The sequence below is a fragment of the Paenibacillus polymyxa genome, assembly GCF_001719045.1.
Classification (GTDB): domain Bacteria; phylum Bacillota; class Bacilli; order Paenibacillales; family Paenibacillaceae; genus Paenibacillus; species Paenibacillus polymyxa_B.
Genome location: NZ_CP015423.1, coordinates 2,793,097 through 2,819,590 on the forward strand (window position 1 = coordinate 2,793,097; position 26,494 = coordinate 2,819,590).

Consider the following 26,494-nt stretch of genomic DNA (forward strand, 5'->3'; position numbering starts at 1 on the left):
ATCTTCTTAATAGTGTATTAAGTTATTAATATGATTTGTCGATAATCACTTATAAAGAAAGAATTCATGTTGAACTTATAAAAAATAGCTGTATTGCTAATTTTCAAAAATTTCGCAAGGGGATGTAATTGAACTATGGAGATACGGCTCTTTAGAAGAGATGAGACTGATTTATACATGGAAGCAATAGATAAAATATGGAGGAAGAGTCATATATTAAGTAAGGATAAGGCTCTAGCTGATTTCATGTTTTATAACACCCCGCAGCATGAAAAATATGTTGGGAAAGAAAACTATGGTGCTATCGGTGTTTGGGAAGATGGTAAAATCGTTGGGCTAGGTGGCTTAATGCTATTTGAGTTTAACCTAAATGGCGAAACAGAGGCAGCATGTAACGTAACCAATTCTATCGTATTAGAAGAATATCGAAGCTCCATGGCGGGCCTATTATTATATGCTAAACCTCTTGATCTGTATCCTTTCTTCTGCAATTTTGGGATAGGTCTCAGTAAATTTTCAATGCGTGTTTCACCAGCTGCTATTTCAAGAGATATTGTAACACAACCTATCTATAAACTAGACCGGATGGTTGGCATTCTTGATAAGAAAAAAACAAGCGAAGTTTTACTAGATGGTAATGAGAATTATTTAAGAAATTATGGCATGGTTCGCAAGGTAACGCAATATGGTGACAAAACAGTTCGGCAGGAACTGGTAAAAGATAGATGGGATAGCTTTTACTACACACATATTGCCCCAAAAACTATTAGTGTTTCGCGCAACTTTGAATTCTTGAGCTGGAGATATTTAAACCATCCGACTTTTAATTATTTGGTGTATACTGCTCAAGATCAGGCTGGGAATTATGAAGGATTATTTATCGCAAGGGTTGAAAGCATCGTCAATAACACCGCTAAAATTTTGCGTATTGTTGAGTTTATTTCCAAGAACCAGGATGCTTCCATAGCACTTGCGAACAAAATCGTAGAAATCGGAACTGAAGAGGCTGTCCTTTTCGCCGATTTCTATTGCACGACAGATATGTTTAATTTTGGATTGGAATCAGTTGGATTTAAGAAGGAATTTACTTCAGATGATGATAAAATCGTCTTGCCGTCCAGATTCCAGCCTGTGGATTTATCAGTTGTTAATTTGAATGCATGCCTATCTTTTTACGGAAAGAAGGTAAAAAGATTGAATCTTTTAAATAATAATATCTATTTTACTAAAGGTGATTCGGACCAGGACAGACCTAATTAGGCTAATTACAACATGAAGCAGATCCGTTTATATGAAATAAAAGGGCCCTCTGACTGCCAAGATGCTCAGTCGTAGGCCCTTTTTACTTTACGGTATCTAAAATATTTTAGTGAGATGTTGCTCCAGCATCAATAATAAAGTCCGTTCCAGTAATATATTCTGAAGCTCTTGAAAGTAAAAAGGCAATTGAATTTGCAACACTTTCGCCCGTAAGAAATCCTGCGTATTGTTTTTCTAGTATTTTAATTTTTGCTTCTTCTCCAGCAAGAATTGTATATTCCTCAAGCAACTCAGTTTCAACAAATGAAGCACACACAGTATTTACACGTATTTTCTTATCGGCTAGTTCTATAGCCATTGACTTTATTGCACTATTTAATGCCCCTTTTGATGCACTATATGCTATTTTTGTTTTATCACCTAGAAAAGAAGCAGTAGAAGACATGACGACTATACTTGAGTTCGGATTAAAATTTCCCTTTTTCGCAAAAATTCGAGATAACTCAATGAATGAAAATACATTAACTGTAAATATATCATTTATGAACTTATGAGTTGTCATATTCAATGGGCGCATTGGGCCAATTCCTGCACAATGAGCTAGACCGTCAAGAGCCCCTGTTTCAGAAATCAATTTCTTCATAAAGCTCTCGATTCCACTAATTTCGTTAAGATCATATTTAAAAAGAAGGTGGTTGTCCCCCTCCATTTGTTCCAAGGTTTGGTTCAGCCTTTGTTCATTTCTAGCTATCATAATAACTTGAGCCCCGAGCCGGCTTAATTGAATACAGGTGGCTCTTCCAATACCGGAAGATCCGCCTGTAACTAAAACCTTCTTGCCACTTAGATCCATAGGATTAATCAAACACAATTCCTCCATCTTCGAAATAATCATCAGTTTCGATAATTGGCAAGCAGTTTTCTGCTAATACATCAAAATAATTAGTCCCCCAGGAAAGACCTATTCCAAAACCGGGCGCCAGAACTTTTTTATTCCCCTGTTCTTTGCCCCCATAAGCATCGCAAATTGTTAGGGGTATTGATGTTACACTTGTGTTTCCGTATCTGTCCATAGATACCCCGAGCTTATCAAGCGGGATATTTGCTTTTTTGGCAATATGCTTGAGCATAAATACATTTGCCTGATGGGGTGCAAACAGGTCGTAGTCATTTTGGGATATATTATGTTCGGCCATAAAACTCTTTAACATACTGGGCACTTCGGTGATGGTAAAATCGAATACCTCCGCCCCATTCATGTATAAATCATAATCTGATCGAACAATACCTTCGCCGAACTCTCTACGTTCACGACTGCCTTCTGGATTACGGCAAGCACCGGTTGGCGTAATAATAGCTTTATATCCGGTACCATCGGTATGATAACAGTAAGGTATATGCGATGCTTCATCATACTCAAGAGCTGTGGCAAACCCAGAATCACCAAATAGCATAGCAGCGGACTTGTCCAGAGGCGATATACCTTTCGTTGATGTATCTCCTCCCAAGAATAGAACACGCTTCGTATCTCCGGTTTGCATCAATGATCCGGCAATATATATACCATACACGAAACCGGAACAGCCTAAATTGACGTCAAATGCAATACAATCTTTTTTTAGGCCTAATCGTCCATGCAAAACACATGCAGTAGCTGGAGATATATAATCAGGACTTTGTGTTACAAAAATTAGACCATCAATGCTGTCAATATCCCATTTCAAATGATTCATAAGATCCTGTGCCGCTACAAAAGCTAAATCTGAGGCAGTTTGTTTTTTTGATGCCACGTGACGTTGTTTGACACCAGTCATTTTGACAAATTTCGAAACACTTTCCTCTCCAAATGACTCATTACTTTCCGATGTTTTCACTACAGTTTTAGGCACTGCACATGCAATACCTTTTATTGCAACATTTTTCAAGATCCCCTTTGGCATGTATGCCGCCTCATTCCATAAAGTCTATGATATCCTGTACTGTTTTAAATTCTTTAATCATGGCTCCGGTTAATCTCTTTTCGAAATGTTCATCAACAAGAGCAATTAATGAAATTGCCGCAACTGAGTCCCAACCTTCTATAGAATCAAGGCTTGTTGTCACCTCTAATGACCCATCTTCAAGCTCTAACATATCCTCTAACAAGTTTAATTTTGTTTGTAATTCCATATTCAATTCCTCCTATTTAAAAAGTATATAGTTACCATACAATGACGGTTGAACCCCACGATAATCCTACACCAAAACCTACAAGAAGGATGGTATCACCTCTTTTAATGCGGCCCTCCTTCTCTGCCAGACAAAGTGCAATTGGTATTGTTGATGATACCGTATTACCTGTATCAATCATGTTAATAAAAAATTTATCTTCAGGAATGTTGCACTTTTTCCTTAAGTGATTTAGCATATAGCTGTTTGCCTGATGAAACACAAAAAAATCGATATCATTAAAAGTTAGGCTATTTTTCTTTAGCACGTTATCTATAGATTTCGGAACAATATCTATTGTAAAATTGAATATTTCTGGTCCATTCATGTACAGGTTATTATCTTGAGTATTTTTTTCTTTCCTTCTTGATCTTATTCCACTTGATGGCACTATCAACTGTTCTGCGCCGCTTCCATCAGTGCCTAAATCAAATTCCTTTATTTGCGAAGCTTCATTATAAGAAATTAAAGCTGCAGCTGCACCATCCCCAAAAATGGTTACGACACTTTTTTCCTTTGGATCGATATATTTTGAATAGGTCTCTGAAGTAATTAACAGTATATTCTTTGCAATATTCGTATTTATTAATGACTTAGCCACAGCCAAGCCATATATAAAAGCTGAACAACCCAAATTAATATCAAAAGCACCAGCAGATTTGGGAATCTCTAATCGGTCTTGCAGTATACAAGCTGTTGTTGGAACATTATAATCTGGGCTCTGTGTAAAAAGGATTACAAAATCTATATCTTTGGGTTCAATTGAATGGTTCTCAAATAATTTCTTGGCAGCACAGTAAGCAAGGTCAGATACATATTCATCATCATTTGCAATGTGCCTATTTACTATTCCTGTTTTATTATAAATTTTTTCCTCTGTCCAACCCGGAAAAGTTTTTGCAAGATCTGCGTTTGAGAGAATCTTTTGAGGAAGAAAATATTCAATTGCTTTTATGCCTATGTTCATTCCAAGTCCTCCTCAGAATTTACCTAAAACCACCTATTATCAAAGGTTTTTTTCTCTACACTTTAATATCGACAGTTATGGATAAAATTTTTAGACCTAATGATAAAATTTATAGACCTAATATTGTAAAATGATTCCAAATAAAGTTCCTATCTCCCTCACAGGTGTAAGTTGTGATACTAGAACGAGGCGGCAGGGCATATGAAAAGAGCAAGTATCCTCCCGGCGCTATAATTCCAAAGAGCAAGAATTTGCATATTGAGTCCTTTCATAGCCTTTTGGAAGCACTTGCAACGGTATGAGTCCAGCAGCTACCAAGAGGCGTACGAGATTGGGACAAGCTATAATTCGTTTCTACAACGAACGACATATGCACGAGAGCTTGTATGATCTGGCACCAAAGCAGTTTCGCAAAGCCTTAGCGGCTAGAGAAGTACAGGCTAATACGGTGAAATTGTGAGAAAAGTGAAGAGAATCTAAGCGTTAGATTCGATAAGTGCATAGACTCAAGAATTTGGGTGTTTAACCGGCATGCTCCACATTACTTAAATAAAATCCACCTAAGAAAGGTTCTAGTTAAGAAAAGCAAACAAACGTTCCTATAACTACTGGTTTGAGCAAGAAAGGAGGAATAACTTCGATTTGTCCATGCGCGACCTGGTTAATAATACCATACACTTTATAAGCAAAAATTTGCGTCATTTGTGATACCGTTCAGCTAGTGGTTATTTACACCTGCAATATGGCTAACTACTGGGCATTACTTATCTGCTTTTTTATTTTGAAAGATTTCTCTCAAACCGATATGCGTTGCTATTCCGAAATCCATTAATTTACTATCTCCGGGGTGGATTTTAAGACTCATGAGTTTGAACATGAAATTACCAATTGCCAGATTTCTTTCATTATACTGATATAGTATAAATTTTTTTAAAGCATCATAAATGTAACATATTAATATAGGAAACAGTTGTTCCCACTCTTTGTTTCCTCTTAAATCATCTTGAATTAGCGCCTCATTTTTAAAGCCGATGTGACCTTGACAAGGCTCAATTACGAAATTAATGATGGCGTAATGTTCTGCCCCAGCCCCCTGTCTAATGTATCTAGCTTGTTTTCCGACCCGTTCTTCTACAGAAATAATAGATACCTTGTTTACTTCATAAGGTGGATCAATCCAAATCATAGCAACTCCTTTCTGTTCTAGCATCGGAAAAGATCTTTCCCATAAGTAACGCCCTCACACTTTTTGTTTCACTCCCGAAATAAAAATGATTTTCCCGTTGCCGTTACTTATGATACGGTTCACCGCGATTAATCTTCACCGCCCGATAAATCTGCTCTACCAGCACCAATCGCATCAGCTGATGCGGCAAAGTCATCCTTCCGAAGCTCAGCTTCTGCTGGGCGCGGCGGAGAACTTCGTCAGAGAGACCATGACTGCCGCCAATGACGAAGACAACATGGCTTGTACCGTAGGTGCCGAGCTTGTCCAATTCCTCTGCGAGTTCTTCCGAGCTCCACAGTTTGCCGTCAATGGCGAGCACAATGACATGTGCTTCACTTTTCACATGGGTAAGAATACGCTCGCCCTCTCGCTCCTTGACCTGTCGAACCTCCGCCTCGCTCAGTGTATCGGGAGCCTTTTCATCGGCTACCTCAATCATTTGAAACTTGATGTATGGCCCCAGCCGTTTAGCGTATTCCTGAATGCCCATGACCAAATACTTCTCTTTTAACTTGCCAACACCTATAAGCTGAATAAACAAATTCCATACCCCTATCTATGTCGAATGATAATGTAAAATCGTATTTACGATCTCTAACATGAAAAGATACCTTTAACATAGTTATTTTAGCACCTGAAACGTCTCTTACCTATCTATTTCCTCTCCATTACGAGCCTATCCCCTGTCAGGTTATAGCGGATCATTCATTTACGCTCTCTACAGTGAAATGTCCATCCGTTTCGTATTCATCAAGACTCTGCATTAGCATCTGCTGATATCCACTGATTTGTTCCGCTGTCGCTGACTCACGCAATGATTCGAACAATGCTGTACATCTCTTAAAATGACCATCATTACCCGACTGATCAGCTAATTGCATCGCCTGCAAAGTAAGCCCTACTGCATCCTGCAATCTATCGTACTTCCGATAGTACAAAGCCAAGTGATAGCAGTAGCTATAATAGTAAGATATGTTCTCTGCGTCTTCATAACTCCCGAATTCATCAATCTGCTCTGCAAACGTATGTAAAATATCTCCTACATCCAAATGATACATAAGCGCTGCCTGTAATATGGTATTCAGCCCCGGTAATATTTCCTCTAGATTATCCTGCAAAAAGGCTACGTACTCCTCGACAAGCTCTATATTTCCAGACAAAATATCTACTGCATATAAATTAGTTTTGGCTAAAAACCTGAATTCCTCGACAACCTGAATGTCTTCTTCCTCTAAATCCTCCATCCACCCTAGCTCAGCATACTTATAGATGCACTCCCTTGCCTGCTCATATGCACCCTGGTTCTGGTGAGCCATTCCACACATCAGGTGACTGAAACCAAAATAATATACCAACGGACGTTCTAAATTGACATGCGGGATGGATAATTTCATTGCTTTATGATACTGCCGTTCTTCATAGATACGCTGTACACATTGGTACAAAATATCCGCCGTCTCCATCACCTTTTTCCAATTTTCAAAAGCCACAGCCATCTCTAACATTTCAACAATGATGTCCGGTTTGAGTGATTTTAGAATGTCCTCTTGCAAAAATATTACCTCCTCTAGTATATCCTCATTATCGATTTAGAGTTGCTAACCACTCGTGAGGAGTGACTAAACAAATTAATTATACTACTTAAAATGCGTAATATAAACCATTTTTACTATATATTTTGACCTGACTTTTATACTGCATCTTCCATAAGCTTGTTATGAGGTGGTTATATGACAGAATTACGCAAGCAAATGGGTATAAGAATCCGTGCTATTCGAAATGCAAAGGGACTTACACAGCAAAAACTGGCTGACATCGCAAGCTTGGACTATCGATATATTGGTGCATTAGAAAGAGGCGAAAGAAACTTTTCGATTGATACGTTAGAGAAGGTGTTAACCGCCTTAAACGTGTCTATCAGTGAATTGATGTTTTCCAAAGAACATATGACTAAAGACGAAATTATTCGGCAAGAGGCGGTAGATGAATTTGTTGCGTTGACCAGCAGATTGAACGAAGAGCAAATCGGGATTCTCAGACGAGTTAGTAAAGAAGTTTCACGCGCGTTCGAGTAAGCCATTCCATCCTAAAAAAGGCCTTGAATAAAACCAAAAAGAGCACCGCACAGGTGCCCTCCATAAATCTTCACAAACATACTCAAGCGTACAACATAAAAAAGCTCACTTCATGTCCCAGTTGCTTCAGATAATTATAAATCTGCGAACGATGATGGAATACGTGGGTCAAGGTCTCAATCTGCCATTGAACCTGCAAATGTCCATGCTCCATATAGAAAGCTTTCGTCGAACGATTCAGATAATCGTCTTCGCTAAGCGAAAGAATATAAGCCTTATAGGCCTCGAAGTTTTCCCTGAAAGTCGCAGCCAAGCGCTCGGGATCTTCCACCTCGGACAGGCTGGTTTCAATGCTTCCCACTTCACCCTCGGACTTCTCCTGCATAATCGCAAGATCCGAAGCAGGAATAAGCACAAAGTGATGCACTAACTCCAGTAGTGAGCGGAAATTGTCTTGCGGGCGAAAGTTCCAATCCTCTGGGCGTATTTTACGGATCAAGGCTTCCCCCGTCCGTACTCCCGTCTCCAGCTCATTCAGCAAATGATCTCGAACTTGCAGCGTTCCACTCATATGCACATCTCTCCTTTGCCATTCTTATTCATATTTTGAGTATAGCCGAAGCCTCTGGGCGTGTATTGTAAAAATCGGACAACTTCCGTAAATCCTTAGCCGCAGTAAGCGGAGAATCGCCATAAAACCTGCGGAAATCGCGGATTAGATGCGCCTGGTCGAAAAAGCTGTGCTTCAATGCTAGCTCCGTCCAATCCAGCCCCCCGCCGCTTTGGATACTATGCAGAACACTCTGGAAGCGGACGACTTCACTGAACTTTTTGGGGCTGATTCCGATCCATTGTCCAAACTTGCGGTTAAGCTGCCTTTCACTGATCGCCTCACGCTCCGCAAGCTCCCTAACCTCCACACTCCCACCGCTCACAAAGATGCGATGCAGCAAGTTTTTCATTAGGTCACAATCGTTCGTGCGTTGGCGCAGCAGAAGCTGGTTAAGATACTCATCCATTATGCGCACCCGTTCATTGAAATTCTGCGCTTCCATAATGCGCTCACCTATGACGGCGATGCTTTCGGGCCAGAGATCTTCCAAGCGATAATTACCACCTGTAAACAAATGAGTCGGCATCCCGTGAAAATAATGTGCCCCACCGGGAAAAAATCGCACCGCAAAAATGCGTGTCTCGGACCCTGCTTGTCTGGCAGACACAAACGGTTGCGTAAATGTCCCACAGTACGAGAGTCCCTGACGCTTACTCACCGGGTCGTATTCAAATAGAATATCCGTACAGCCGTCAGGTAATACCCGCTCCATGGTTTCTTCCTGCGGCAAGCTTAGCAAAGCGGTGTCTTCGCACGAAGCTGCTAGATTCTCTTCTACCACCCTATTAGCCGGACCGGACTCCCAATAACAGGCCACGTAAGCTCTCAGCGCAGCAGACGGCTTTTGTTCGATATAATATGTGGAGGGATCACTTCCATTGACTTGAAGCGGACGAAATAGGGAATGTAGCAAAGGGTCCATCCATCGTTCACTCCTGTCTCAGCACGTGATGGGAATAAATATAGCTCTATGTATGTAATAAATCCTAGTATACAAAAAGGACGTTTCTCCCCGAAACGCCCGTGCTTGTTTTTTAGACGACCAAAAACTCTGCTTTCTTCTCACATTCCTTGCACTTCACCGGAGGGTCCCAATCCGAAAATTTCGTTTCCTTGAGATCGACGACATCCGGTGCATCCTCGTATTCATCGACGAACATATCAATTGCTAGTTCCACATGCTCTTTACATACCACGTACATTCCAGTTGCATCCCTTTCCGTTTGAAGCTCTTCCTGTTGTAGGTGTGTCAAAACTGCCTTCTTTTGTTCTACCACACTTGACGGGGAAAGGAAAGGGCTTGCTTTTTACCCGAGGCGTCTGGTTGTAAAAATAAGAAAATTACTGACATTCAAGTCCTCGTGAAAATGGGGATATTTCTCCAACATTTCGGCAGAAGGCTTGGGTTCGATCATCCCTTCCAACAGCAAACCCGCCTCAATAATGGTCTGTACATAGCTGCCCAGCGTACGGTGAAAGTATAAAAACTTTTCTTCCTGATCATAAGGGATTGCTTGCTCCAGTGGACCTTCGTTGAAATATTGATTTACTTTCCAATACAGCTTTTTTCCTGTCTCATCCTTCACCCAACCACTCTGCGGTGTCTGAAAGCACGGATGCAGAATAGAAAAAATAAAGCGGCCCCCTGGAACTAATAATCGCTGTATTTCGGCAATCACCTGCTCATAATGAGCCAAGTCCTGGATGACCATATTGGACACGATCAGATCAAAGCTCTGGTCTCCGAACATCTCCAGCTTTTCCAGATTGCCATGGTGATATGTAATTCCCAACGCTGACGTCGTTCGTTCTTTGGCTAGCCTCAGCATCTCTGTCGAGTAATCGACAGCCTCTACCAACGCACCCTCCCTGGCCATTTTCCGGCTTAGATAGCCTTCGCCACAGCCGGCATCCAGCACTCTTTTGCCCCCGAGAGATCCCATACAGGCTTGCAATGCCGGATTCAGCAGTACTTCGCGAGATCGATCCCCTTCCTCAGTGTACTTGGCAGTAAAGTTTCCTGCATGCATATTCCAACGTCGAATGGCCTCTTCCGTGTCCCACTTATTCATATTCATCTCCTTCTTTCTTTTGTATTTACAAAACCGATGCTATACTACAATCCACGTAGGGCCATAGATTCTACACTCATTTCTGTGTTTTTTCAATAATAACGCTTACAAAATTAAAATATCTAATTAACACATGATTTTTACATGAATTATACAGGTATTCCATATTCAAATCGTATGGTAATGTTTTATTGGAAATCGCTTTCAAAAATAACTTTGTAAAGGGGCCTGTTATGTTAAAACGAAGACCCGTTTCATTGCTGTCGTTGACGCTTTCCATCACCCTATTGTTATCTACGTTCGCATCCGTTGCCGCTGCTGTCGAATCTGACGGACAAGCACCACAAGCTGCGGCTGCGAGCAGCATGCAATCGTATGTGGAAGCCATGCAGCCTGGATGGAATTTAGGGAATTCTCTGGATGCTGTCGGGGCGGATGAGACAGCCTGGGGCAATCCGCGCATTACCCAGGCGTTGATCCAGCAAATTGCTGCCCAAGGTTACAAAAGTATTCGTATTCCCGTCACCTGGGATAAGCACATTGGAGCAGCACCCAACTATACCGTTGAGTCTGCCTACATGAACCGTGTGGAAGAGGTTGTTCGCTGGGCACTAGATGCCAATCTGTACGTCATGATCAATGTCCATCATGATTCATGGACATGGGTAAGCAGTATGGAGCCCAAACATGATGAGGTGCTGGCTCGCTATAACGCATTATGGACACAAATTGCCCAGCGCTTTAAAGATCAACCTAACAAGCTGATGTTTGAAAGTATTAACGAACCCCGTTTCTCTGAAGGGGGGACAACGGATGAAGCGAAAATGAATCAGATGCTCCAAGAACTGAATGTATCCTTCCACAAAATTGTCCGTGCCTCTGGCGGTAAAAATGCCACTCGCCCCCTTGTTCTGCCTGGCTTGGATACATCACCTGCTCAGGCCAAAATCAACGAGCTGTATAACACGATAACCAAGCTGAACGATCCCAACCTGATTGCAACCGTCCACTATTATGGCTTCTGGCCTTTCAGTGTGAACATTGCCGGATATACTACATTTGAGAGAGATACCAAGAACGATATTGTTCAAACCTTTGATAACGTCTATAACACCTTTGTAGCCAAGGGAATCCCAGTCATTGTTGGTGAATACGGCCTACTCGGCTTCGATAAACATACAGGCGTTATTGAACAGGGCGAAAAGCTAAAATTCTTCGAGTTCCTGACCTATTATATGAAAGAGAAGAAAATAACAGGCATACTTTGGGATAACGGCCAGCATTTTAACCGGACAACGTACAAATGGTCTGATCCTGAACTCTTTAATGTCATTAAGGCCAGCCTAAAAGGGCGTTCCTCCAATGCAGATCGTGACCTCATTCACTTGAAGAAAGACTCTCCTGTTCAGGATACCAAGGTCACTTTAAACCTGAACGGCAATCAGTTGAAATCACTCCATACCGGCAGTAAGCAACTGAAACAGGACACCGACTACACGCTGAGTGGAGACACATTAACCTTCAAAACCAGCTTGCTCACCAGCCTGACCACTTCCGGTAAATATGGCGAGAATGCCGTCATTACGGCTAAGTTTAACAAGGGGGCGGATTGGAATTTTAGAGTCGTCGTGTATGATACTCCAAAACTAAGTGCTATCGAAGGGACTACGCAAGCCTTTACCATTCCAACGGAATTCCGCGGTAGCCAGCTTGCCACGATGGAAGCCGTTTATACGAATGGTGGCAATGCCGGTCCACAGGATTGGACACCTTATAAGGAATTTGGCAATACCTTTGCCCCTGCCTATGATGCCAATGGCATCAAGCTGCTGCCTGAATTTTTTAATAGTGTAAAAGATGGTGACGTCACGCTGAAGTTCCATTTCTGGAGTGGCGATGTGGTGACATACAAAATCACCAAGAGCGGAACCCGTGTGACGGGAACGACATCTTAATCTAAGGCGCAGCAGAAGATCGAAAAAAGGCGTTCCCGGAACTAAGCCGGTGAACGCCTTTTTATAGTTAAGCCTATAAGTTACCTTAGCCTTCCGGCTTATCTGTTAATTTTAATGTCACGGATTCTTCCTTGCCTGCCCGGTAAAAAGTAACCTTCAGCTCATCGCCAATCTTCTTGTTATCGTACAAGTAGCGACGTAAATCAAGCGTAGAGTTAATCGGTTCGCTATCAAACGCTGTAATGACATCGTTCAGCTTCAAGCCACCCTCCTTGGCAGGACCATGGGCCTCCAGAACGACTGCCCCATTTTTCACGCTGTCCGGCAACTTAAGCTCCTTGCGCTGAGTTTCATCCAGCGGTGCATATTCATTATTGAGGTCGACCGTGTATACCCCTAGATAAGGGCGGGTGATCTTGCCGTCCTCAACCAGTTCATTCACCGTCTTCATCACCTCATTGGCGGGAATGGCGAAACCAAGTCCCTCAACACCTGTATCAGCGATTTTCATCGTATTGATGCCAATCACACGTCCGTCCAGATCGACTAGCGCGCCGCCGCTGTTTCCCTCATTAATCGCCGCATCGGTCTGGATAACATGCTGCTCCCAGTCGTACACGCCATCCTGGTTAATAGAAATCGGAATGATGCGATTGGTATAACTCACAATACCGGAGGTAAGCGTGTCTCCCAGGCCGAGCGGATTGCCAATAGCAATGACCGTCTCACCCAGACGAAGTTTACTGGAGTCGCCAATATCCGCTACCGTGCTAATGCCCTTATCGTCCACTGCGAGTACAGCGATATCACTAATGCGATCCTTGCCGATCAGCTTTGCCTCTTTTCTGACACCGTCTACCGTTACAATATCCAGATCATCCGATCCTTCGACCACATGGTTATTTGTCATAATGAAGGCTTTGCCCGAACTCACTCGGAAAATGACACCCGATCCAAGCGCGGATTGTTCCGTGCTTTTACCATCTTCCTCTTTTAGATTCACAATGCTGACGACGGCTGGGCGCACCTTGGCTGCCGCCTGCACAATCCGGTCATACGGATCACCCGCTGCTTGCCGCAAGGGATAGTGACTGGCTCCGGTTACCGCCGTAGTGGAGGGCAGACCTGTAATAAAGCTGAACAGAAGCACGGCAATCACTGCACTGACTGCACCGCTAATGACAGCAGCTTGCACCGGACTTACTCCACGCTTCCTGTGTGGCCAACGTCCCCGTTCTCCACGGCGCGCCTTAAATGCCATTTTTTTAGCCGCACGTGTGGATACCTTCGTTGAATAAAAATCGTCCTCAAACAAGCCCATGCTAATCCTCTCCCCTTCGTTGTCATGCACCGACACTCACTAAAAAATTAGGGCTATTCGGGCTTGCGCCAACCTATGCTACAGAGAACCTGCTCCGTTGAACATCTCAAATGGATTGAATATCCCTTATCATCGGAATCCAGCAACCAATCGTTCCGGCCTACTTATTAATCACCACAAATGGTGCCTTCCTAAGCAACCGAATCTCATAAATTAGCATACACGCCGAATCTGACTCCGAATAGAGGAAAAAAGAGGAATGATTTCCAAACCAATGGACTACAATAGTAACAAGTCTTCTATTCTATTATAAAATGATCGTCTCATAGAGACGTTCTGGCCTGTTCCCGTCCGCTTAAAGCTGCCTATACTTTCGTTGAGAGCCTTCCTTCAGAAAGCTTTCCGTTGTTAGCTTTATTGTATCACAGCACCCAGCAAAACCACAGGCAGAACCAAGCTCATTGCACGCCATTTCTAAAATATTTTTACAGGAGGAATATATGATGAATTCACATCGTTCGGCTATGGATGAAGTTCGCATGGCTGCCAAGCTTGCGGATTTGAAAGACGAGCATTACCGCAATACACTGGCGCTAAGTACATTGATTGAACTACTGGTGGACAAAGGCGTCGTGACCCGTGAAGAGGTAGAACGCAAAGCCGCCGAGCTGGACAGCTTTATGGCTCACTTACCTTATCCCAAGGTGTAGGACGATCATAGTACGTATCGCACAATCGAAACTCACTGTCCTTGTAAAAACAGCCGCGGTCTTCCATCGCCCCACGTACAGTCAGCTTCGCAAGTTCCATCATATTGTGGTCGCGGCTCAAATGTGCCAAATACGTTCGCTTCGTACGACCTGTCAGCAGCTCGCTAAGAATCGCGCCCGCCATCTCATTGGATAAATGACCGATATCGCTGAGAATACGGCGCTTGATGTTCCACGGATAACGCCCCATACGCAGCATTTCCACATCATGATTAGACTCCAGTACCAATACGTCCGCGTCTGATATCGCCTGTTTCACTTTGTCGCTGACATAGCCGAGATCGGTCGCTACACTGAGTTTCTCTGCCCCATCATAAAAGCTATACCCTACAGGCTCAGCCGCATCATGGGATATGCCAAAAGACTCCACGCGTAATGACTCAAATTCCCGCGTTGCGCCTGTCTCCAATATTCTGCGGTTATCGTCTGCGATTTGCCCAACAGCATTGCTGATGGCAAACCATGTCTTCTCGTTAGCATATATAGGTAAATTATATTTACGCGCCATGGCGCCTAGTCCTTTAACATGATCTGAATGCTCATGCGTGACCAAAATACCATCCAACTCTTCTCCGCTCAGATCGCGTTCTTTCAGCAATTCGTCAATACGCTTCGCGCTGAGACCTGCGTCGATGAGCAATGTCGTGTCTTCGTTCCGCACAACGGTAGCGTTGCCGGTCGAACCGCTCGACAGCACGGTAAATGAAATCCCCATATCTGTTCAAGACCCTTCTGTATGTTCTGTCTTTGGACTAATGACATCTCCGTTCATCTGCACATAATACACACCTTTCCCGTTGTCCAGCATAAACCGCCACACGGGGGCAGCCACCTGGCTATCGGAGTTAAAGGTCTGTCCGTAATAACCGAGCCGGATATCCTTCACAATCGTATCACGCGGCAAATAGCCATCGATCAGCCTTGCCAGTGCTTTGGACGCAGGCAGCATTTTCTTTGCCTCATCCGAAGGCTGGAGATCGACCTTAATTTTGCGATACCCTGTAATCTTCTGATTGCTGTAAAACAGAGCCAGCTTCACATTAAATAGCGGCCATTTGCCCTGAACCAGCGGATGAAGTACAAAAGCATCTGCTTGTCCGGATGCCAATTCCTCCTGAACATCCAGCGGATCGTACTGAAAGTTATCGATATCCTTGATTTGTGGCTCCAATGCCTCAACTAGCGCGTCATGGGTGAATACCAGTTTGCTGTCCACCGGCTTCACCAGCTGCACACGATCATCCTTTTCTCCACTATGAACGTATGTGTAGGAAAGTTTAGGCAGCTGCGGGGTATCGCCGGGAATCGGAGCCAGCACCTGAATGCTTTTCTCTTCCATTAAACGCTGCGTATTTTCATCCAATGAAGTAAAATCCAGATTCGGCCCTGCCGTTTCCTGTGCATCATGCCACAATTGGTAACCCAATACCACATTGAGCAGCAAAAATGTACAAATCAATACGTTCTTGGCGCGGCTCCAATCCATTCCCGTTCCCCCTTCCTGTCACCTCTTTGTCTCCCGGTCTGGCTTCGTTTGTGTTGTGTTGGATGCTGTCGTTACAGGAACAGCATGAATTTCTGCAACAGAACCGTCACTGAGCGTAACGCGCCATTCAGGAGCAAGCTTCAATCCATCATTGGTCAGCTCCGGTTGATATACAGGAGTCAGATCACGAATTGTCTTCCCTTTTGCTACAGTCTCCAGTTGCTTCTTCAAGGGCTCGCCACCCAGCAGCATAACCTTCTTCGAGGATTGCTCTCCTCCCTTGAGATACAGTAGCGAACGTTCATAGACAGAAGCCGTTTCCTGCTGGATTTGCAGCGAAATAGTACCAAAGCGGAACGATGGTGTATCCAGCACCGGATAAGCACCATAATACTGCTGAAACATCACAGTCGTACGGTTTTCATCGCTGCTTCTTAATTTCATTTGGTACGAAGCATCCCAACCGCCATGCTGATTCACAAAATCAACTGCGGCCAGCACATCCCTAATTGGACTGCTTCCACTTGCCCCTGGCGCACTGGGATCGGTATAGCTCATCCATCGTTGCTCCTGCTTGATTTGCAGACTACGCTTGCTGTCCGTGTAAATTTGTGAGCCGTCCTTCTCCTGAATATTGCGCGTAATCCCCGGATCGAAGAACAAGTTCCGCTGCATTTGCTCCGTCGTAAACAACCCGGCATACACCACAGGCTGCACAGTTTCCAGGTCATTCACGGGAATGTAGTACTGATTATCCACCAGCTCGTACAACGGGGCATTTTCACCGAAATTCACATGCTGCCGAATGTCCTCTACCGTCATGTCGAACTGGTTCGCCTCATACACGACATCGCCTCTGGCACTGAAAAAGAGCGCATGTGGCTTGGCATTCTTTTCGTCTATATAGATCCAAATGCGGTTAATCGTCTCTCCCTGAAACACCGAATCCGGCGTCAGACGCATGACCCGTTCCAGTAATGAAACCGGGACTCCGCCTGAAAAAGATAATTCGATGCCTTCATTTTCGCTGCGAATCTGCGTCCAGTCTGCCGATTGGATACTTCGACGTTGGAAGTTGTTAAAGCTCCGGCTTTCCAGCCGTGTATAAATTAAATCGTAAAAAGTAACACCCGGATAAAAAACGGTATGCTTCTTCTCACCTTGGTGAATGAGCATTTTATCAGGAAACACGAGGTTCTCAATTTTTTTCTCCTGCCCCATGCTTTCGGTTTTGACATAGTTCGTTTCTGAAGTGAGTACAGAATCACTGCCTGGAAGGCGGTAAATCAAAAAATAAGTCTGTACCAGGCTGGAAGCAACCAGCAAAATAAGCGTCCAGGACTTCAAACGTTCCTTCACTGTGCTTCCCTCCCTTCACTCGACATGGGTAGCGTAAAGGTCGTACAGGTTCCCTGACCGTATTCCGATTCCAGAAAAATCTGGCCCCCATGCGCCTTTACAATTTCCCGGGCAATCGACAGCCCCAGTCCCGTGCCACCCATATTGCGCGATCTCGCCTTGTCTACACGATAAAACCGTTCAAAAATCCGGTCCAGATCTTTTTTGGGAATACCAATTCCGGTGTCCTGTACCGAAATGGACAGCATTCCCTCACTGTTGCGGCGAGCTTCAATCCGAATACTCCCGCCATCTGGCGTATATTTCAACGCATTGGACATCAGGTTGTCCAGCACCTGCTCAATTTGGTCCCGGTCGATCACGACCTTACCGATTCCCTGCTCTACGAACATCCCTGAGCGAATGTGCTTTTGCTTCATTTGAAAAGAAAACCGATCTGCGACTTCGTCCAGCATCTCCATCACATCCGCAGGCTGCATCCGCAAAGGTGCCTCATTGGAATCAAGCCGTGACAGATGCAGCAAATCCGTAACCAACCGGATCATACGCTCTGTCTCGTTGCGGATCACACCTACAAAACGCTCCGCGAGTTGCGGTTCAGCCATCGCGCCGTCATCCAGCGCTTCAGCATAGCTGCGGATGGTCGTCAACGGAGTACGCAGCTCATGTGATACATTCGCTACGAATTCCCGGCGTGTCGTCTCCATTTCCTCCTGCTCCGTCACGTCCTGGAGCACGGCAATCGTTCCCGTAATGCCAATTTCCCGCCGATGAATTGGCGTGAATGTCACACGGATGACGATGGGTTCATCCTGACCGGCTGGCTCCAGCTGCAAGAGCGTGGAGGCCGAAGATCCGCTATACAGGGCCTCGGTTTCCTCCGGGTCGATCCCCAGCAGTACCGCGATATGCCTGCCGGTCATTTCGTTTTCGTTCACGCCCAGCATGGCGCTGGCCCGACGGTTGACCAGAATGACCCGGCCGTTGTCATCAGTAGCGACCACACCGTCGCTCATATTGGTCAAGATGGAGGAGAGCTTCTCCTTCTCCTCTTCATTTTGGGATAGCGCTTCACGCAAACGGCCTGTCATATAGTTAAAGGCCACGCTGAGCCTGCCGATCTCATCATCCCCAAATACAGGCATCTGCTGGTCAAATTTTCCTTCGGCAACCTCTGTTGCATGACGTGTCATCACCTTAATCGGATGCGTAATCGTGTGGGCCAATACCACGCCCAGCACAGCCGTTAGCGCCAGAGCAATGAGCATACCTGAGAGAAACACATTGTTAATGCGTTTCATCGTATCGTAGAGCTCGGTCATCGAAGCGGCGATGTACACCGCGCCGACAATCTTGCCTTGGCTGATAACAGGCTTGGCGACTACCTTCTTGCGGACATTATCCTCGTCCACCATGTATTCCTCGTTATCACGGATACCTTGGAGTGCGCGGCTGACCACTGTCTGCGTATTTTTGCGTCCAACATAATCGGCGTGTGAGCCTTGGGAAGTAATCAACACTTTGCCGCTGGCATCCAGCACCTGAATTTCCGCGCCGCTGAAATCGAACAAATTATTCACGCGTGCACGCAGGCTTTCCACGCTGTCTTCTTCCATTTTGCCGTCACTGCCACTCAGATCCTGCTCCGCCAGCACGGACAGCATCTCCGCCCGTGCTTGCAAATCCTGCGTAAAATTACTCGTGAGAGAGTTCTTCATCGAGCTGACAAAATAAACCCCAATCAGCTGCATAGCCACCAAGATAAGCAACACATAGATAATAATCAGCTTTGCATGAATGGTACGAAAGAAAGACAGCCATCTCATGCCCGCAGGCCACCTTTGCCCCCGCTCACGATATATCCAAGGCCACGGCGCGTCAGGATGGTCTCCGGCTTGCTCGGGTTCTCCTCAATCTTCTCGCGCAACCTCCGAATGGTCACATCTACTGTCCGTACATCCCCGTAGTATTCGAAGCCCCATACCGCCTGGAGCAAATGCTCCCGCGTCATGACTTTTCCGGCATTTTTCGCCATATAGTGCAATAGCTCATATTCGCGGTGCGTCAGATCAAGCGGTGTTCCGTTTTTGTAAGCTGTATACATGTCCGTATCAAAGAAGAGATCGCCCACGCGCAGCCCCTGCTTATCCTCCTGCGGCCGGCTTTCCGACTGGCCTGCCCCGCCGCGTTGCTGTCTGCGCATCTGTGCCTTCACTCGTGCCAGCAATTCCCGCGTGCTGAACGGCTTTGTCACATAATCGTCCGCGCCCAGCTCCAGCCCCAACACTTTGTCGATTTCGCCGTCCTTAGCAGTCAGCATAATAATCGGCGTCTGGAGCTGATGCCCACGTACCTCGCGGCATACGTCCATGCCATCCATGCCTGGCAGCATTAGATCTAGCAGAATCAGGTCAGGCTGCTGCTTGACCGCGATATCCACTGCGCTGATTCCATCGAAGGCGCAAATCACCTGGTAGCCCTCTTTTTCCAAGTTAAATTTTAAAATATCAGCGATGGGCTGTTCATCATCCACTACCAGAATCGTTCCCTGCATACAGCGTTCACCTCTCTTCACGGATCATAATCTATAATTAACTTTCGTTTGTCAGTACCTATAAGATGTTTATTCTATTCTATCATACCCATGCGCCATTCCCTTACTTCTCCAGACCCTTTTCTTTACGCAGAAAAAAACCATGCCTGCACCTACTGTTAAGCATGCAGAAAAACATGGCCTTTCCCCTTGATCCTCATAAATCATGTAACTCTCGATATAAACATCCAGCCTATCTTAAATACGTCATTGGATTGCGTGGCGTATTATCTTTACGAATTTCAAAATGCAAATGCGTTCCGGTCGAGCGTCCTGTGTTCCCCATGACCCCGATCGACTCGCCTTGCTGAACCACCTGTCCTACATGAACGCCAATGCTGCTCAAATGCCCGTACACGGTTTGGTAGCCGTTGCGATGATCGATCATAATGACATTGCCGTATCCATTCTGCTGACCTGCAAATGTTACCACGCCTTCATCTGATGCGTGAATGTCAGCACTACCGACCAAATCGACACCCTCATGCATACGTCCCCAGCGTGCGCCAAAGCTACTCGACATCGATGCGCCGGACACCGGCCAAGCGAACTGTCCTGAGCCTTCTCCCACGACCTTCGTTCCTCTAAGAACCACCTCAGTAACAGACGGCTGCAGCACCTTTTGACCGAGCCATTCCTCTTGCACAACCTCACCGTTCTCCTTGGTCAAACGATAGTCCATCTCTTTAAGACCTACTTGTCCTGGTCTGACTACTTTGGTAACCCCTGCCTTCAGTTCATCGCTCTGGCGAATCTCAACCTCAGGCTCGATGGCAATCTGTTCGACGACCTTCTCTACTGTTCGCACTGTAACTGGAGCCTTCGGAGCAGTGAGCTTCAATTCGTCTCCAATTTGCAAATACAGCTCACGCGAGCCGGGATTGTTCTGCTTAATCTCCCAAGCGGTCATATTAAATTTAGTTGCAATCGACGACAAAGAATCGCCTTCTTGCACTGTATACGTGATAGGAGCCTCACGCCCCTCAGTCAACACTTTGACTGCTTCAGCCTCTGTCAGCACCTTGTTCGGGTCTGCTTTCACAGGCTCATACGCGATTTTCTCACGGATACTGGCAGACTCCAGCCATGCCTTAGGGGTTTTAGTACTAGCACTCGCATGACTACTGCCCACAGATGTTTTGCGAACCAGCCCCTTGATACCTGTAGATGTACCCTCACCCACAGGTGTGTACTTCTTCTGTACTTGCTTTAAAGCCGCCTGTGCAGTCGCTTTATCCTTTACAATGCCAACCGTCTGTCCGTTGACCTTCACTTCTACCCCTTTGGCATACGCTGTCAGCATACCATCCAGCTTCTTCAGCGTAGCTGCGCTGTCGATATCCGCTTTATATGCCTTCTCAATGTCTGTCGTTACCGCGCTCGTATTGAGCACCATATCGACGCCGGGATACTTATCCTTATACTGCTTGCTCTTCGTTGCGTACAGCTGTTTAAGTTGTTGCTCATTCAAGATATTTCCGACCTCGACGCCTTTTACATACACTTTATAATAAGGAACTGTGTTAGCTCCGACATACTGATTACTCGCAAAAATAAGACTGCCTGCAATCACCACACCGCCTGCCGTCCAGCTCAACCATTTTCTCCGACCGCTCAACCACTTTGCTATTTTCCCCGCTTTCACAGCAGACTTATCTGCAACGTCGGAAGCTGCATTCCTGCTGTCTGGTGAATCCTGCTCCTTCAAATCCAAAATGACTCTCTCCTTTTCAGCATATCTTATCTCTATATAAATGCGTTCGTTATTGGTCTTTCACACTATGGATCTAGCCTGTATTCACAAGCATCTATGATATTAGTCGCTATCTACCATTGCATAGTTGCGTAAAAGGTTTCAAAAATTTAACCTTTTCACAACACTGTTTACTTTAACATAGCCTTTACAAAGAATTCAACTACACTCCAATTCCTTCCTGGAACGCAAAAAAATCCGCGCATGGCGCGGATTCTACAGTCCTATTTTGAGCATACACATTGCCCCTGAATTCATCGTTATTTATTCAGGATTTTGCAAAATACTCATTTAAGCAAATCCATCAGCTTGTTATATTCCTCTTTGGTCAAATACTTCGCTAGCACCTGTTGAATATCCTGAAGCTCCTGCTCGGTGAGACCGCCTTCCATCGCAGCTGATATCTTCTGCATCTCCTCCGGCGGCAGCTTATTCATCAGAATCGCAAAAATCTCCTGCTTCTGTGCCGCCGGTAAATTGTTCTTCTTTTCCGTCAAATGGTCGGGCGTAATAACCAAATCGTGGCCTTCAATACTTGTTTCAGGTGTAGCTGTTGTACCTTCTGCCTGCTTCCGAGACTCATTGCCTGATGTTCCCGCCGACGTGGCACCCTCCTGAGATGCCTTGCCATTGGCTGCGCCACCAGCCTCACTTCCGCTTTCTTCTAAGCCCTGTCCCATGACAGGCAACGCATCATCAGGCGGTGTTACACTTCCCGAGTTGCTCCCTGTCGTCTTGTTCTTCCCCGTGTCTGTGCTTTGGTCCGTACCCGCATTGCCCTTTAGCCAACCCAATCCCCATATGGGCTGATGATCAAGCTGAATGTTAAACTGCCGCAGCAGCGATTGAACATAAGCATTAACGACTACACCTGTCACTGCCAGCGTCAGTGCGCTAACCAACACGACTGTCATTCCTTTTTTGAGCAGCCATCCAAGCCACCTCATATCCCGTTACCTCCTTATACGCATCCTGCCATGTGTGTATCATCATGAAGTGCATATAGATCAGTATTGACGAGATATGACGATTTTTAACCCATGGAATATGTAAAACTAGCACAATTCAATAGGAGATGCCACCTTCTGATCGAATCAGCGCGTACGACGCACCCAGAAACGGAAAATGTCACTGCGGACGTAATCCAGAGAATACAGCACCCGCCTGTTCATTTCATCATAGTGAAGCTGCTTCAATAGTAATACCGTAGCCTGCGGATGCTTCAGCAGACGTGTCATATGTGCGTCGTCATAGTTGGGAACGGTGAGCTCAGAATACGCTCCGACAATTCGTACCCCCGCCTTGAACTCAAGACTCTGAAAAAGCGAGCCTGAAAAAGAGTCACCTTCCAGAATGGGTCTGGCTAATTTCTCTGGCATCCAGTTGATAGAGTGGGCTACAGCCTCTCCGTTGGCAGTGCGTGTACGCTCTAGAGCAATCATGGGCTCATTCTCGGAAAATCTCATCTGTTCGGCAATATCAGGAGGACAAACCGAGATTCTCTGAATGGATTCTAGCTGCTCGTCTTCCCGTAACCCTGCCGAACGAATCATGTCCCCGATGCTGTACAGGCGGTCCAGCGAGCTTGGAATACTCGGCAGCGGGCAAGTCGCAAACGTGCCACTCCCGTGTTTTACAAGCAGCTTACCTTCCGATTCCAGTTGGCGAATAGCTCCCCGTAGCGTCGTACGCGAGACACGAAACGATTGGGAAAGTGCAGTTTCCGACGGCAGCCGATCCCCCGGACCCATTTCATTAACCTTCATATATTCTTCTATACGCTGCTTTATGTTCTCTTGTTTTGTTGACACCGTCCGAAGCCCAGCCTTTCTATTGTGTTAAGCCATATAAATCGGATTCGTAAAAGCAATCATCATCACGCAGTCTTCCATGCAGCCGTAAAGCTCAGCTCGTATCCAGCCCTTACCTAGCGGATCTTGCAATGATAGCGTATATTCTCCTGTGTGAGCAGGGATCTGAATCTCGGAGCATATTCCGTGACTACTTGTCAGCAGAAGACGAAGATTCTGAGGCTTGAGGTTGTAATGGGCTGCTCTTGCTTCCACATCCAATTGAACCGTCACCGATAGTGAATCTTCTACAGTCAGCTCTATGCATTCGCCGATGTGATAACGATGTTCTCTGCCCTTAATCTGTGCCCACATCGTCAGTAACGGTCCCATCGTAACTGACACTGAACCGTGGCGAATCGCCTCAACTGCCCGGTCTGCTAAGCCTTCTCGCTCTTCTGCTTCATCATGAACCCCCAGATACGTAACAGCCGGAAGCGCATCATCCGGTTTAGATACATGCCAGTCCCGACCGCTTACCGCAGTGATGCGATACCCCTGATTCAACAAATCGGTCCACATGGCAAACGCCCGCTGGCTATCCCGCTTAATAGATGGCATAAGCGTTGACCAGACTTCTATATAATCCACCTCATGCCAATCCTGAATCGTGTATTCCCAAAAACACCCCGTACAGATCGGACTTCCGATCCTAAACGGATGGGCAATCCCTGCAATGCCTCCCTGCTCATGCACCTGCCGAATCCCCTCATGGATGTCATCTGGTCCCAGCACACGCCAGTCGATAAAGCGGTCAACCCCAAGCGTCAGCATATGCCCGTAAAAGGTCGTCCACTCCATCCCTGAAATGATCGGGAGACCAAACTGCCGCTGAACCTGTTCCTGATCCGCGAGTGCCGATTGCGTGTTGTGATCCGTCATAGCGATGCACTCAAGTCCCAGATCCACTGCGCTTTGAACAAGCTCCTCCAGCGTTTGCTTTCCGTCGCTGTGAAGCGTATGGGTGTGAAGCTCAGCTGGAATCCATTTAAGCATATGCTGCTTCCTCCCCCAATACATGAATTTGGTAGGCAAGCGTCTCGGTTACAACGGCATGCAGACTGACCGTAATCCGCCACATGCCCGCCGGATTATCTCCTGCGAGGAATCCCGGCGAAGCCGCAGACGAACCGAGCCAATGCTCCTGCTGCATCTCGGGACGGTGCGCATTTCCACGGTGACGGAGAGAATCATCGACAGACAGCGTTAATAAATTTTGCAGCGGGATATACTTCTTCCACAGATCAGATGAATGCCCCGGCTCGTCGTATCCGTATTTGCACATGCTTTCCTCAATGATTCCTCGTGCTTGCTCTTGATCCTCCAATAACTTGGGCGTGTAAGAGAAGTGAATACGGATCGTTTCAGTCGGCTGTGGAATATGAAAAGAGTACGTAATATGGCTCTGAGTGCAGGTTCTGTCGACCGTTCCTTCCACATACAGTAGTCTGCTCATGGCTCCCCATCCTGGCTAGACAGTTCATCCACAACATGCTTTACCATATCATTCACAGGATGTTCTTCATCACCCGACATGTCTTTGTCTGCCGCCCATAAAACACCCACGGGTTGAAGCCGCGTCAGCTTAATCACCCGGTCTGTACGAATACCTGGAAACTGCGGGAGATTATCCTTGTTTAACGTAAAGGCACACAGTCCGGCTACTTCCATGCTGTCAGCACCGCCTTCCAGCAATACGGCTCTGATTTCAGCTATATCCTCAAGCACAGCCTCTCCAGACAGCTTGATTGTGGTAGAAAAATGTGACTCTGCCCCCTCATAAGCGGCTCTAAAATCCCCGAGTCTCAGATCATGATGGCACGATGAATACCACTGCTCCGAGCCATGAAGACGAAGCTGGATATCGACACAGGCATCTTCCTCACGCCGATTGAAGCCCGGCTTGGACCCTGGAGTCGATTCTCTGTCTGAATCCCGTAAGGGGCGTTTGGAAGTCTGGATAAACACATAGCTACGCTGGTGTGCAAGTGCAATGGAAGACGCTTGTGACGGTATTTCCAGCTCCTGCTGACGTTCCATCTCCCACCCAGTGACCTGATAGGCAAAAGGAAAACGGTTCATGACCGCCTCACGCGGCTCTTCCTCTGGTTTCCACTGGAAAGCAGGTGGCAGCATAAAACGATAGTCCGATGAAATGTCATCCTTAAAGTTTCCGTTAGTTGTTGCGGATTGGAGAACAGGATGCCCACCCAGATCATAATTGCCATTAAACGCAGTCGTAATATGATGTGCCCCCTGGAAAACAGCTTCCAGAACATTGTCCCCTGCATCTAGCTCGACGCGGTACATCCATTCGATATCGGTGGTTCTTCCCCATTTGCTCATAAGCAGCGGCGCGGGCGTTCCCTCATCTTCATGGCTGAACATCATCTGGTATTCGATGACTGTCTTCTCCTCATTCCCTTCCACGGAATAGAACAAAACAAGCGGTGTATCCGTAAAGCGATTCTCATAGGGATGTGACAGATTGCGGCCATATAAAAGCGGGGTATGGCGATAAATCAGCGATCTTGGAGAGGAATCAGCCACGCAGCGCAGTTCAACCCCGTCGATCCATGCTCGAGATACAAGCGGAGCCGATTCCAGTTCGCGAAATTCGGCATAGACCTCATAATCGCCTTCTTTTAAATATCCTAACAAACGGGTATACACTCCCTGACTGCTGCCATAGTACAAAATGACATCTTGATTATAGGCTTCATTCAGGTAGAGGCGTACGAAGGCAGATTCTCGATCTGTCGCAGCCCAGTCACTGTCTGATCTGGCGAACAGATCAAGCTCCGCGTATCCGTCTTCTGGCATGGAGAACCTAAACCGGAACCCGTTTCCCGGGCTGAGCTCAACCTCCGCTTTGTGTAATGCAATCCGATAACCGCAATCCAGCAGATCCTTTTCCCACACTCGCCCACTAAACCCGGTAATTTGCACCTCTGCTTGGCTGTTCATCCCTGTAACCTCCTTAG

28 protein-coding genes are annotated in these 26,494 nt (G+C 45.9%); 5 read left to right on the forward strand and 23 right to left on the reverse strand.

Annotated elements, in window-relative coordinates; genetic code table 11:
- The first annotated feature begins 177 nt into the window (after window positions 1–177).
- Window positions 178–1,260, forward strand: a complete 1,083-nt coding sequence (locus AOU00_RS12465) for a hypothetical protein (RefSeq protein WP_155765238.1) — start codon at window positions 178–180, stop codon at window positions 1,258–1,260.
- Window positions 1,261–1,366: 106 nt separating this feature from the next.
- On the opposite strand, the gene AOU00_RS12470 is transcribed toward AOU00_RS12465, so the two are convergent.
- From AOU00_RS12470 to AOU00_RS12485, 4 genes are read right to left on the reverse strand one after another with little or no spacing between them, the layout of a single operon-like run.
- Window positions 1,367–2,125, reverse strand: a complete 759-nt coding sequence (locus tag AOU00_RS12470; RefSeq protein WP_061830416.1) for an SDR family NAD(P)-dependent oxidoreductase — start codon at window positions 2,123–2,125, stop codon at window positions 1,367–1,369.
- Window positions 2,118–3,200, reverse strand: a complete 1,083-nt coding sequence (locus AOU00_RS12475; protein WP_061830417.1) for a 3-oxoacyl-ACP synthase III family protein — start codon at window positions 3,198–3,200, stop codon at window positions 2,118–2,120. The genes AOU00_RS12470 and AOU00_RS12475 overlap by 8 nt, the downstream gene beginning before the upstream one ends.
- Before the next feature lie 10 nt (window positions 3,201–3,210).
- Entirely contained in the window at window positions 3,211–3,429 is a 219-nt protein-coding gene (locus tag AOU00_RS12480; RefSeq protein ID WP_061830418.1) for an acyl carrier protein, read from the reverse strand.
- 31 nt (window positions 3,430–3,460) lie between these two features.
- Window positions 3,461–4,435 (reverse strand): 3-oxoacyl-ACP synthase III family protein, encoded by a 975-nt coding sequence (locus AOU00_RS12485; protein WP_061830419.1) that lies wholly within the window; start codon window positions 4,433–4,435, stop codon window positions 3,461–3,463.
- Between the two features lie 331 nt (window positions 4,436–4,766).
- On the opposite strand from AOU00_RS12485, the gene AOU00_RS27475 reads away from it, so the two are divergent.
- Window positions 4,767–4,895: a hypothetical protein gene (locus tag AOU00_RS27475; RefSeq protein ID WP_257785380.1), complete on the forward strand. Its 129-nt coding sequence runs from the start codon at window positions 4,767–4,769 to the stop codon at window positions 4,893–4,895.
- 300 nt (window positions 4,896–5,195) lie between these two features.
- On the opposite strand, the gene AOU00_RS12490 is transcribed toward AOU00_RS27475, so the two are convergent.
- The 3 genes from AOU00_RS12490 to AOU00_RS12500 form a co-directional block, all read right to left on the reverse strand.
- On the reverse strand, window positions 5,196–5,621 hold the full coding sequence (locus AOU00_RS12490; RefSeq protein WP_061830450.1) for a hypothetical protein: 426 nt from the start codon (window positions 5,619–5,621) through the stop codon (window positions 5,196–5,198).
- 103 nt (window positions 5,622–5,724) lie between these two features.
- Window positions 5,725–6,204 (reverse strand): 23S rRNA (pseudouridine(1915)-N(3))-methyltransferase RlmH, encoded by a 480-nt coding sequence (rlmH, locus tag AOU00_RS12495; protein ID WP_069290734.1) that lies wholly within the window; start codon window positions 6,202–6,204, stop codon window positions 5,725–5,727.
- A gap of 160 nt (window positions 6,205–6,364) precedes the next feature.
- The gene (locus AOU00_RS12500) at window positions 6,365–7,216 is read right to left on the reverse strand and encodes a DNA-binding protein (RefSeq protein ID WP_069290735.1); all 852 of its coding nucleotides are present in this window, start codon (window positions 7,214–7,216) and stop codon (window positions 6,365–6,367) included.
- A 177-nt stretch (window positions 7,217–7,393) separates the two neighbouring features.
- Between AOU00_RS12500 and AOU00_RS12505 the strand changes: the two genes are divergently transcribed.
- On the forward strand, window positions 7,394–7,738 hold the full coding sequence (locus AOU00_RS12505; protein WP_061830422.1) for a helix-turn-helix domain-containing protein: 345 nt from the start codon (window positions 7,394–7,396) through the stop codon (window positions 7,736–7,738).
- 82 nt (window positions 7,739–7,820) lie between these two features.
- Here the strand turns inward: AOU00_RS12505 and AOU00_RS12510 are convergent, their stop codons facing one another.
- From AOU00_RS12510 to AOU00_RS12525, 4 genes are all read right to left on the reverse strand, one after another.
- Window positions 7,821–8,309 carry a DinB family protein gene (locus AOU00_RS12510; protein ID WP_061830423.1) on the reverse strand — a complete coding sequence of 163 codons (489 nt, stop codon included), beginning with the start codon at window positions 8,307–8,309 and terminating at the stop codon, window positions 7,821–7,823.
- A gap of 28 nt (window positions 8,310–8,337) precedes the next feature.
- A complete protein-coding gene (locus AOU00_RS12515) occupies window positions 8,338–9,273 on the reverse strand; it encodes an AraC family transcriptional regulator (protein WP_061830424.1) in 936 nt (311 codons plus the stop codon).
- Between the two features lie 112 nt (window positions 9,274–9,385).
- Window positions 9,386–9,553 carry a CxxH/CxxC protein gene (locus AOU00_RS12520; protein WP_013373879.1) on the reverse strand — a complete coding sequence of 56 codons (168 nt, stop codon included), beginning with the start codon at window positions 9,551–9,553 and terminating at the stop codon, window positions 9,386–9,388.
- A 105-nt stretch (window positions 9,554–9,658) separates the two neighbouring features.
- Window positions 9,659–10,423, reverse strand: coding sequence for a class I SAM-dependent methyltransferase (locus AOU00_RS12525; protein ID WP_069290736.1), 765 nt, complete (start codon window positions 10,421–10,423; stop codon window positions 9,659–9,661).
- Window positions 10,424–10,656: 233 nt separating this feature from the next.
- Here AOU00_RS12525 and AOU00_RS12530 point away from each other — a divergent pair, with 233 nt between their 5' ends.
- Complete coding sequence (locus tag AOU00_RS12530; protein ID WP_069290737.1) at window positions 10,657–12,378, forward strand: cellulase family glycosylhydrolase; 1,722 nt, start codon at window positions 10,657–10,659, stop codon at window positions 12,376–12,378.
- An 85-nt stretch (window positions 12,379–12,463) separates the two neighbouring features.
- On the opposite strand, the gene AOU00_RS12535 is transcribed toward AOU00_RS12530, so the two are convergent.
- The gene (locus tag AOU00_RS12535) at window positions 12,464–13,699 is read right to left on the reverse strand and encodes a S1C family serine protease (RefSeq protein ID WP_061830427.1); all 1,236 of its coding nucleotides are present in this window, start codon (window positions 13,697–13,699) and stop codon (window positions 12,464–12,466) included.
- A gap of 503 nt (window positions 13,700–14,202) precedes the next feature.
- Between AOU00_RS12535 and AOU00_RS12540 the strand changes: the two genes are divergently transcribed.
- The gene (locus AOU00_RS12540) at window positions 14,203–14,409 is read left to right on the forward strand and encodes a hypothetical protein (protein ID WP_025723164.1); all 207 of its coding nucleotides are present in this window, start codon (window positions 14,203–14,205) and stop codon (window positions 14,407–14,409) included.
- Here the strand turns inward: AOU00_RS12540 and AOU00_RS12545 are convergent.
- The 11 genes from AOU00_RS12545 to AOU00_RS12595 all read right to left on the reverse strand — a co-directional run bounded on the left by AOU00_RS12545 (window position 14,378) and on the right by AOU00_RS12595 (window position 26,477).
- On the reverse strand, window positions 14,378–15,184 hold the full coding sequence (locus tag AOU00_RS12545) for an MBL fold metallo-hydrolase (RefSeq protein WP_023991120.1): 807 nt from the start codon (window positions 15,182–15,184) through the stop codon (window positions 14,378–14,380). The two genes, AOU00_RS12540 and AOU00_RS12545, sit on opposite strands and share 32 nt — an antisense overlap.
- Before the next feature lie 6 nt (window positions 15,185–15,190).
- Complete coding sequence (gene yycI, locus AOU00_RS12550) at window positions 15,191–15,955, reverse strand: two-component system regulatory protein YycI (protein WP_028540969.1); 765 nt, start codon at window positions 15,953–15,955, stop codon at window positions 15,191–15,193.
- 18 nt (window positions 15,956–15,973) lie between these two features.
- Complete coding sequence (locus AOU00_RS12555) at window positions 15,974–17,314, reverse strand: YycH family regulatory protein (protein ID WP_061830428.1); 1,341 nt, start codon at window positions 17,312–17,314, stop codon at window positions 15,974–15,976.
- Window positions 17,311–19,140, reverse strand: a complete 1,830-nt coding sequence (gene walK / locus AOU00_RS12560; protein ID WP_039272088.1) for a cell wall metabolism sensor histidine kinase WalK — start codon at window positions 19,138–19,140, stop codon at window positions 17,311–17,313. The genes AOU00_RS12555 and walK overlap by 4 nt, the downstream gene beginning before the upstream one ends.
- On the reverse strand, window positions 19,137–19,868 hold the full coding sequence (yycF, locus tag AOU00_RS12565) for a response regulator YycF (protein WP_039272089.1): 732 nt from the start codon (window positions 19,866–19,868) through the stop codon (window positions 19,137–19,139). The genes walK and yycF overlap by 4 nt, the downstream gene beginning before the upstream one ends.
- Before the next feature lie 232 nt (window positions 19,869–20,100).
- Window positions 20,101–21,621, reverse strand: coding sequence for a M23 family metallopeptidase (locus AOU00_RS12570; RefSeq protein ID WP_039272091.1), 1,521 nt, complete (start codon window positions 21,619–21,621; stop codon window positions 20,101–20,103).
- A 326-nt stretch (window positions 21,622–21,947) separates the two neighbouring features.
- Entirely contained in the window at window positions 21,948–22,607 is a 660-nt protein-coding gene (locus tag AOU00_RS12575) for a hypothetical protein (RefSeq protein WP_061830429.1), read from the reverse strand.
- Window positions 22,608–22,754: 147 nt separating this feature from the next.
- Window positions 22,755–23,471 (reverse strand): GntR family transcriptional regulator, encoded by a 717-nt coding sequence (locus AOU00_RS12580; protein WP_081330708.1) that lies wholly within the window; start codon window positions 23,469–23,471, stop codon window positions 22,755–22,757.
- 27 nt (window positions 23,472–23,498) lie between these two features.
- On the reverse strand, window positions 23,499–24,506 hold the full coding sequence (locus AOU00_RS12585) for a CehA/McbA family metallohydrolase (RefSeq protein ID WP_061830431.1): 1,008 nt from the start codon (window positions 24,504–24,506) through the stop codon (window positions 23,499–23,501).
- A complete protein-coding gene (locus AOU00_RS12590; protein ID WP_061830432.1) occupies window positions 24,499–24,966 on the reverse strand; it encodes a hypothetical protein in 468 nt (155 codons plus the stop codon). The genes AOU00_RS12585 and AOU00_RS12590 overlap by 8 nt, the downstream gene beginning before the upstream one ends.
- On the reverse strand, window positions 24,963–26,477 hold the full coding sequence (locus AOU00_RS12595; protein WP_061830433.1) for a hypothetical protein: 1,515 nt from the start codon (window positions 26,475–26,477) through the stop codon (window positions 24,963–24,965). The genes AOU00_RS12590 and AOU00_RS12595 overlap by 4 nt, the downstream gene beginning before the upstream one ends.
- Window positions 26,478–26,494: the final 17 nt, after the last annotated feature.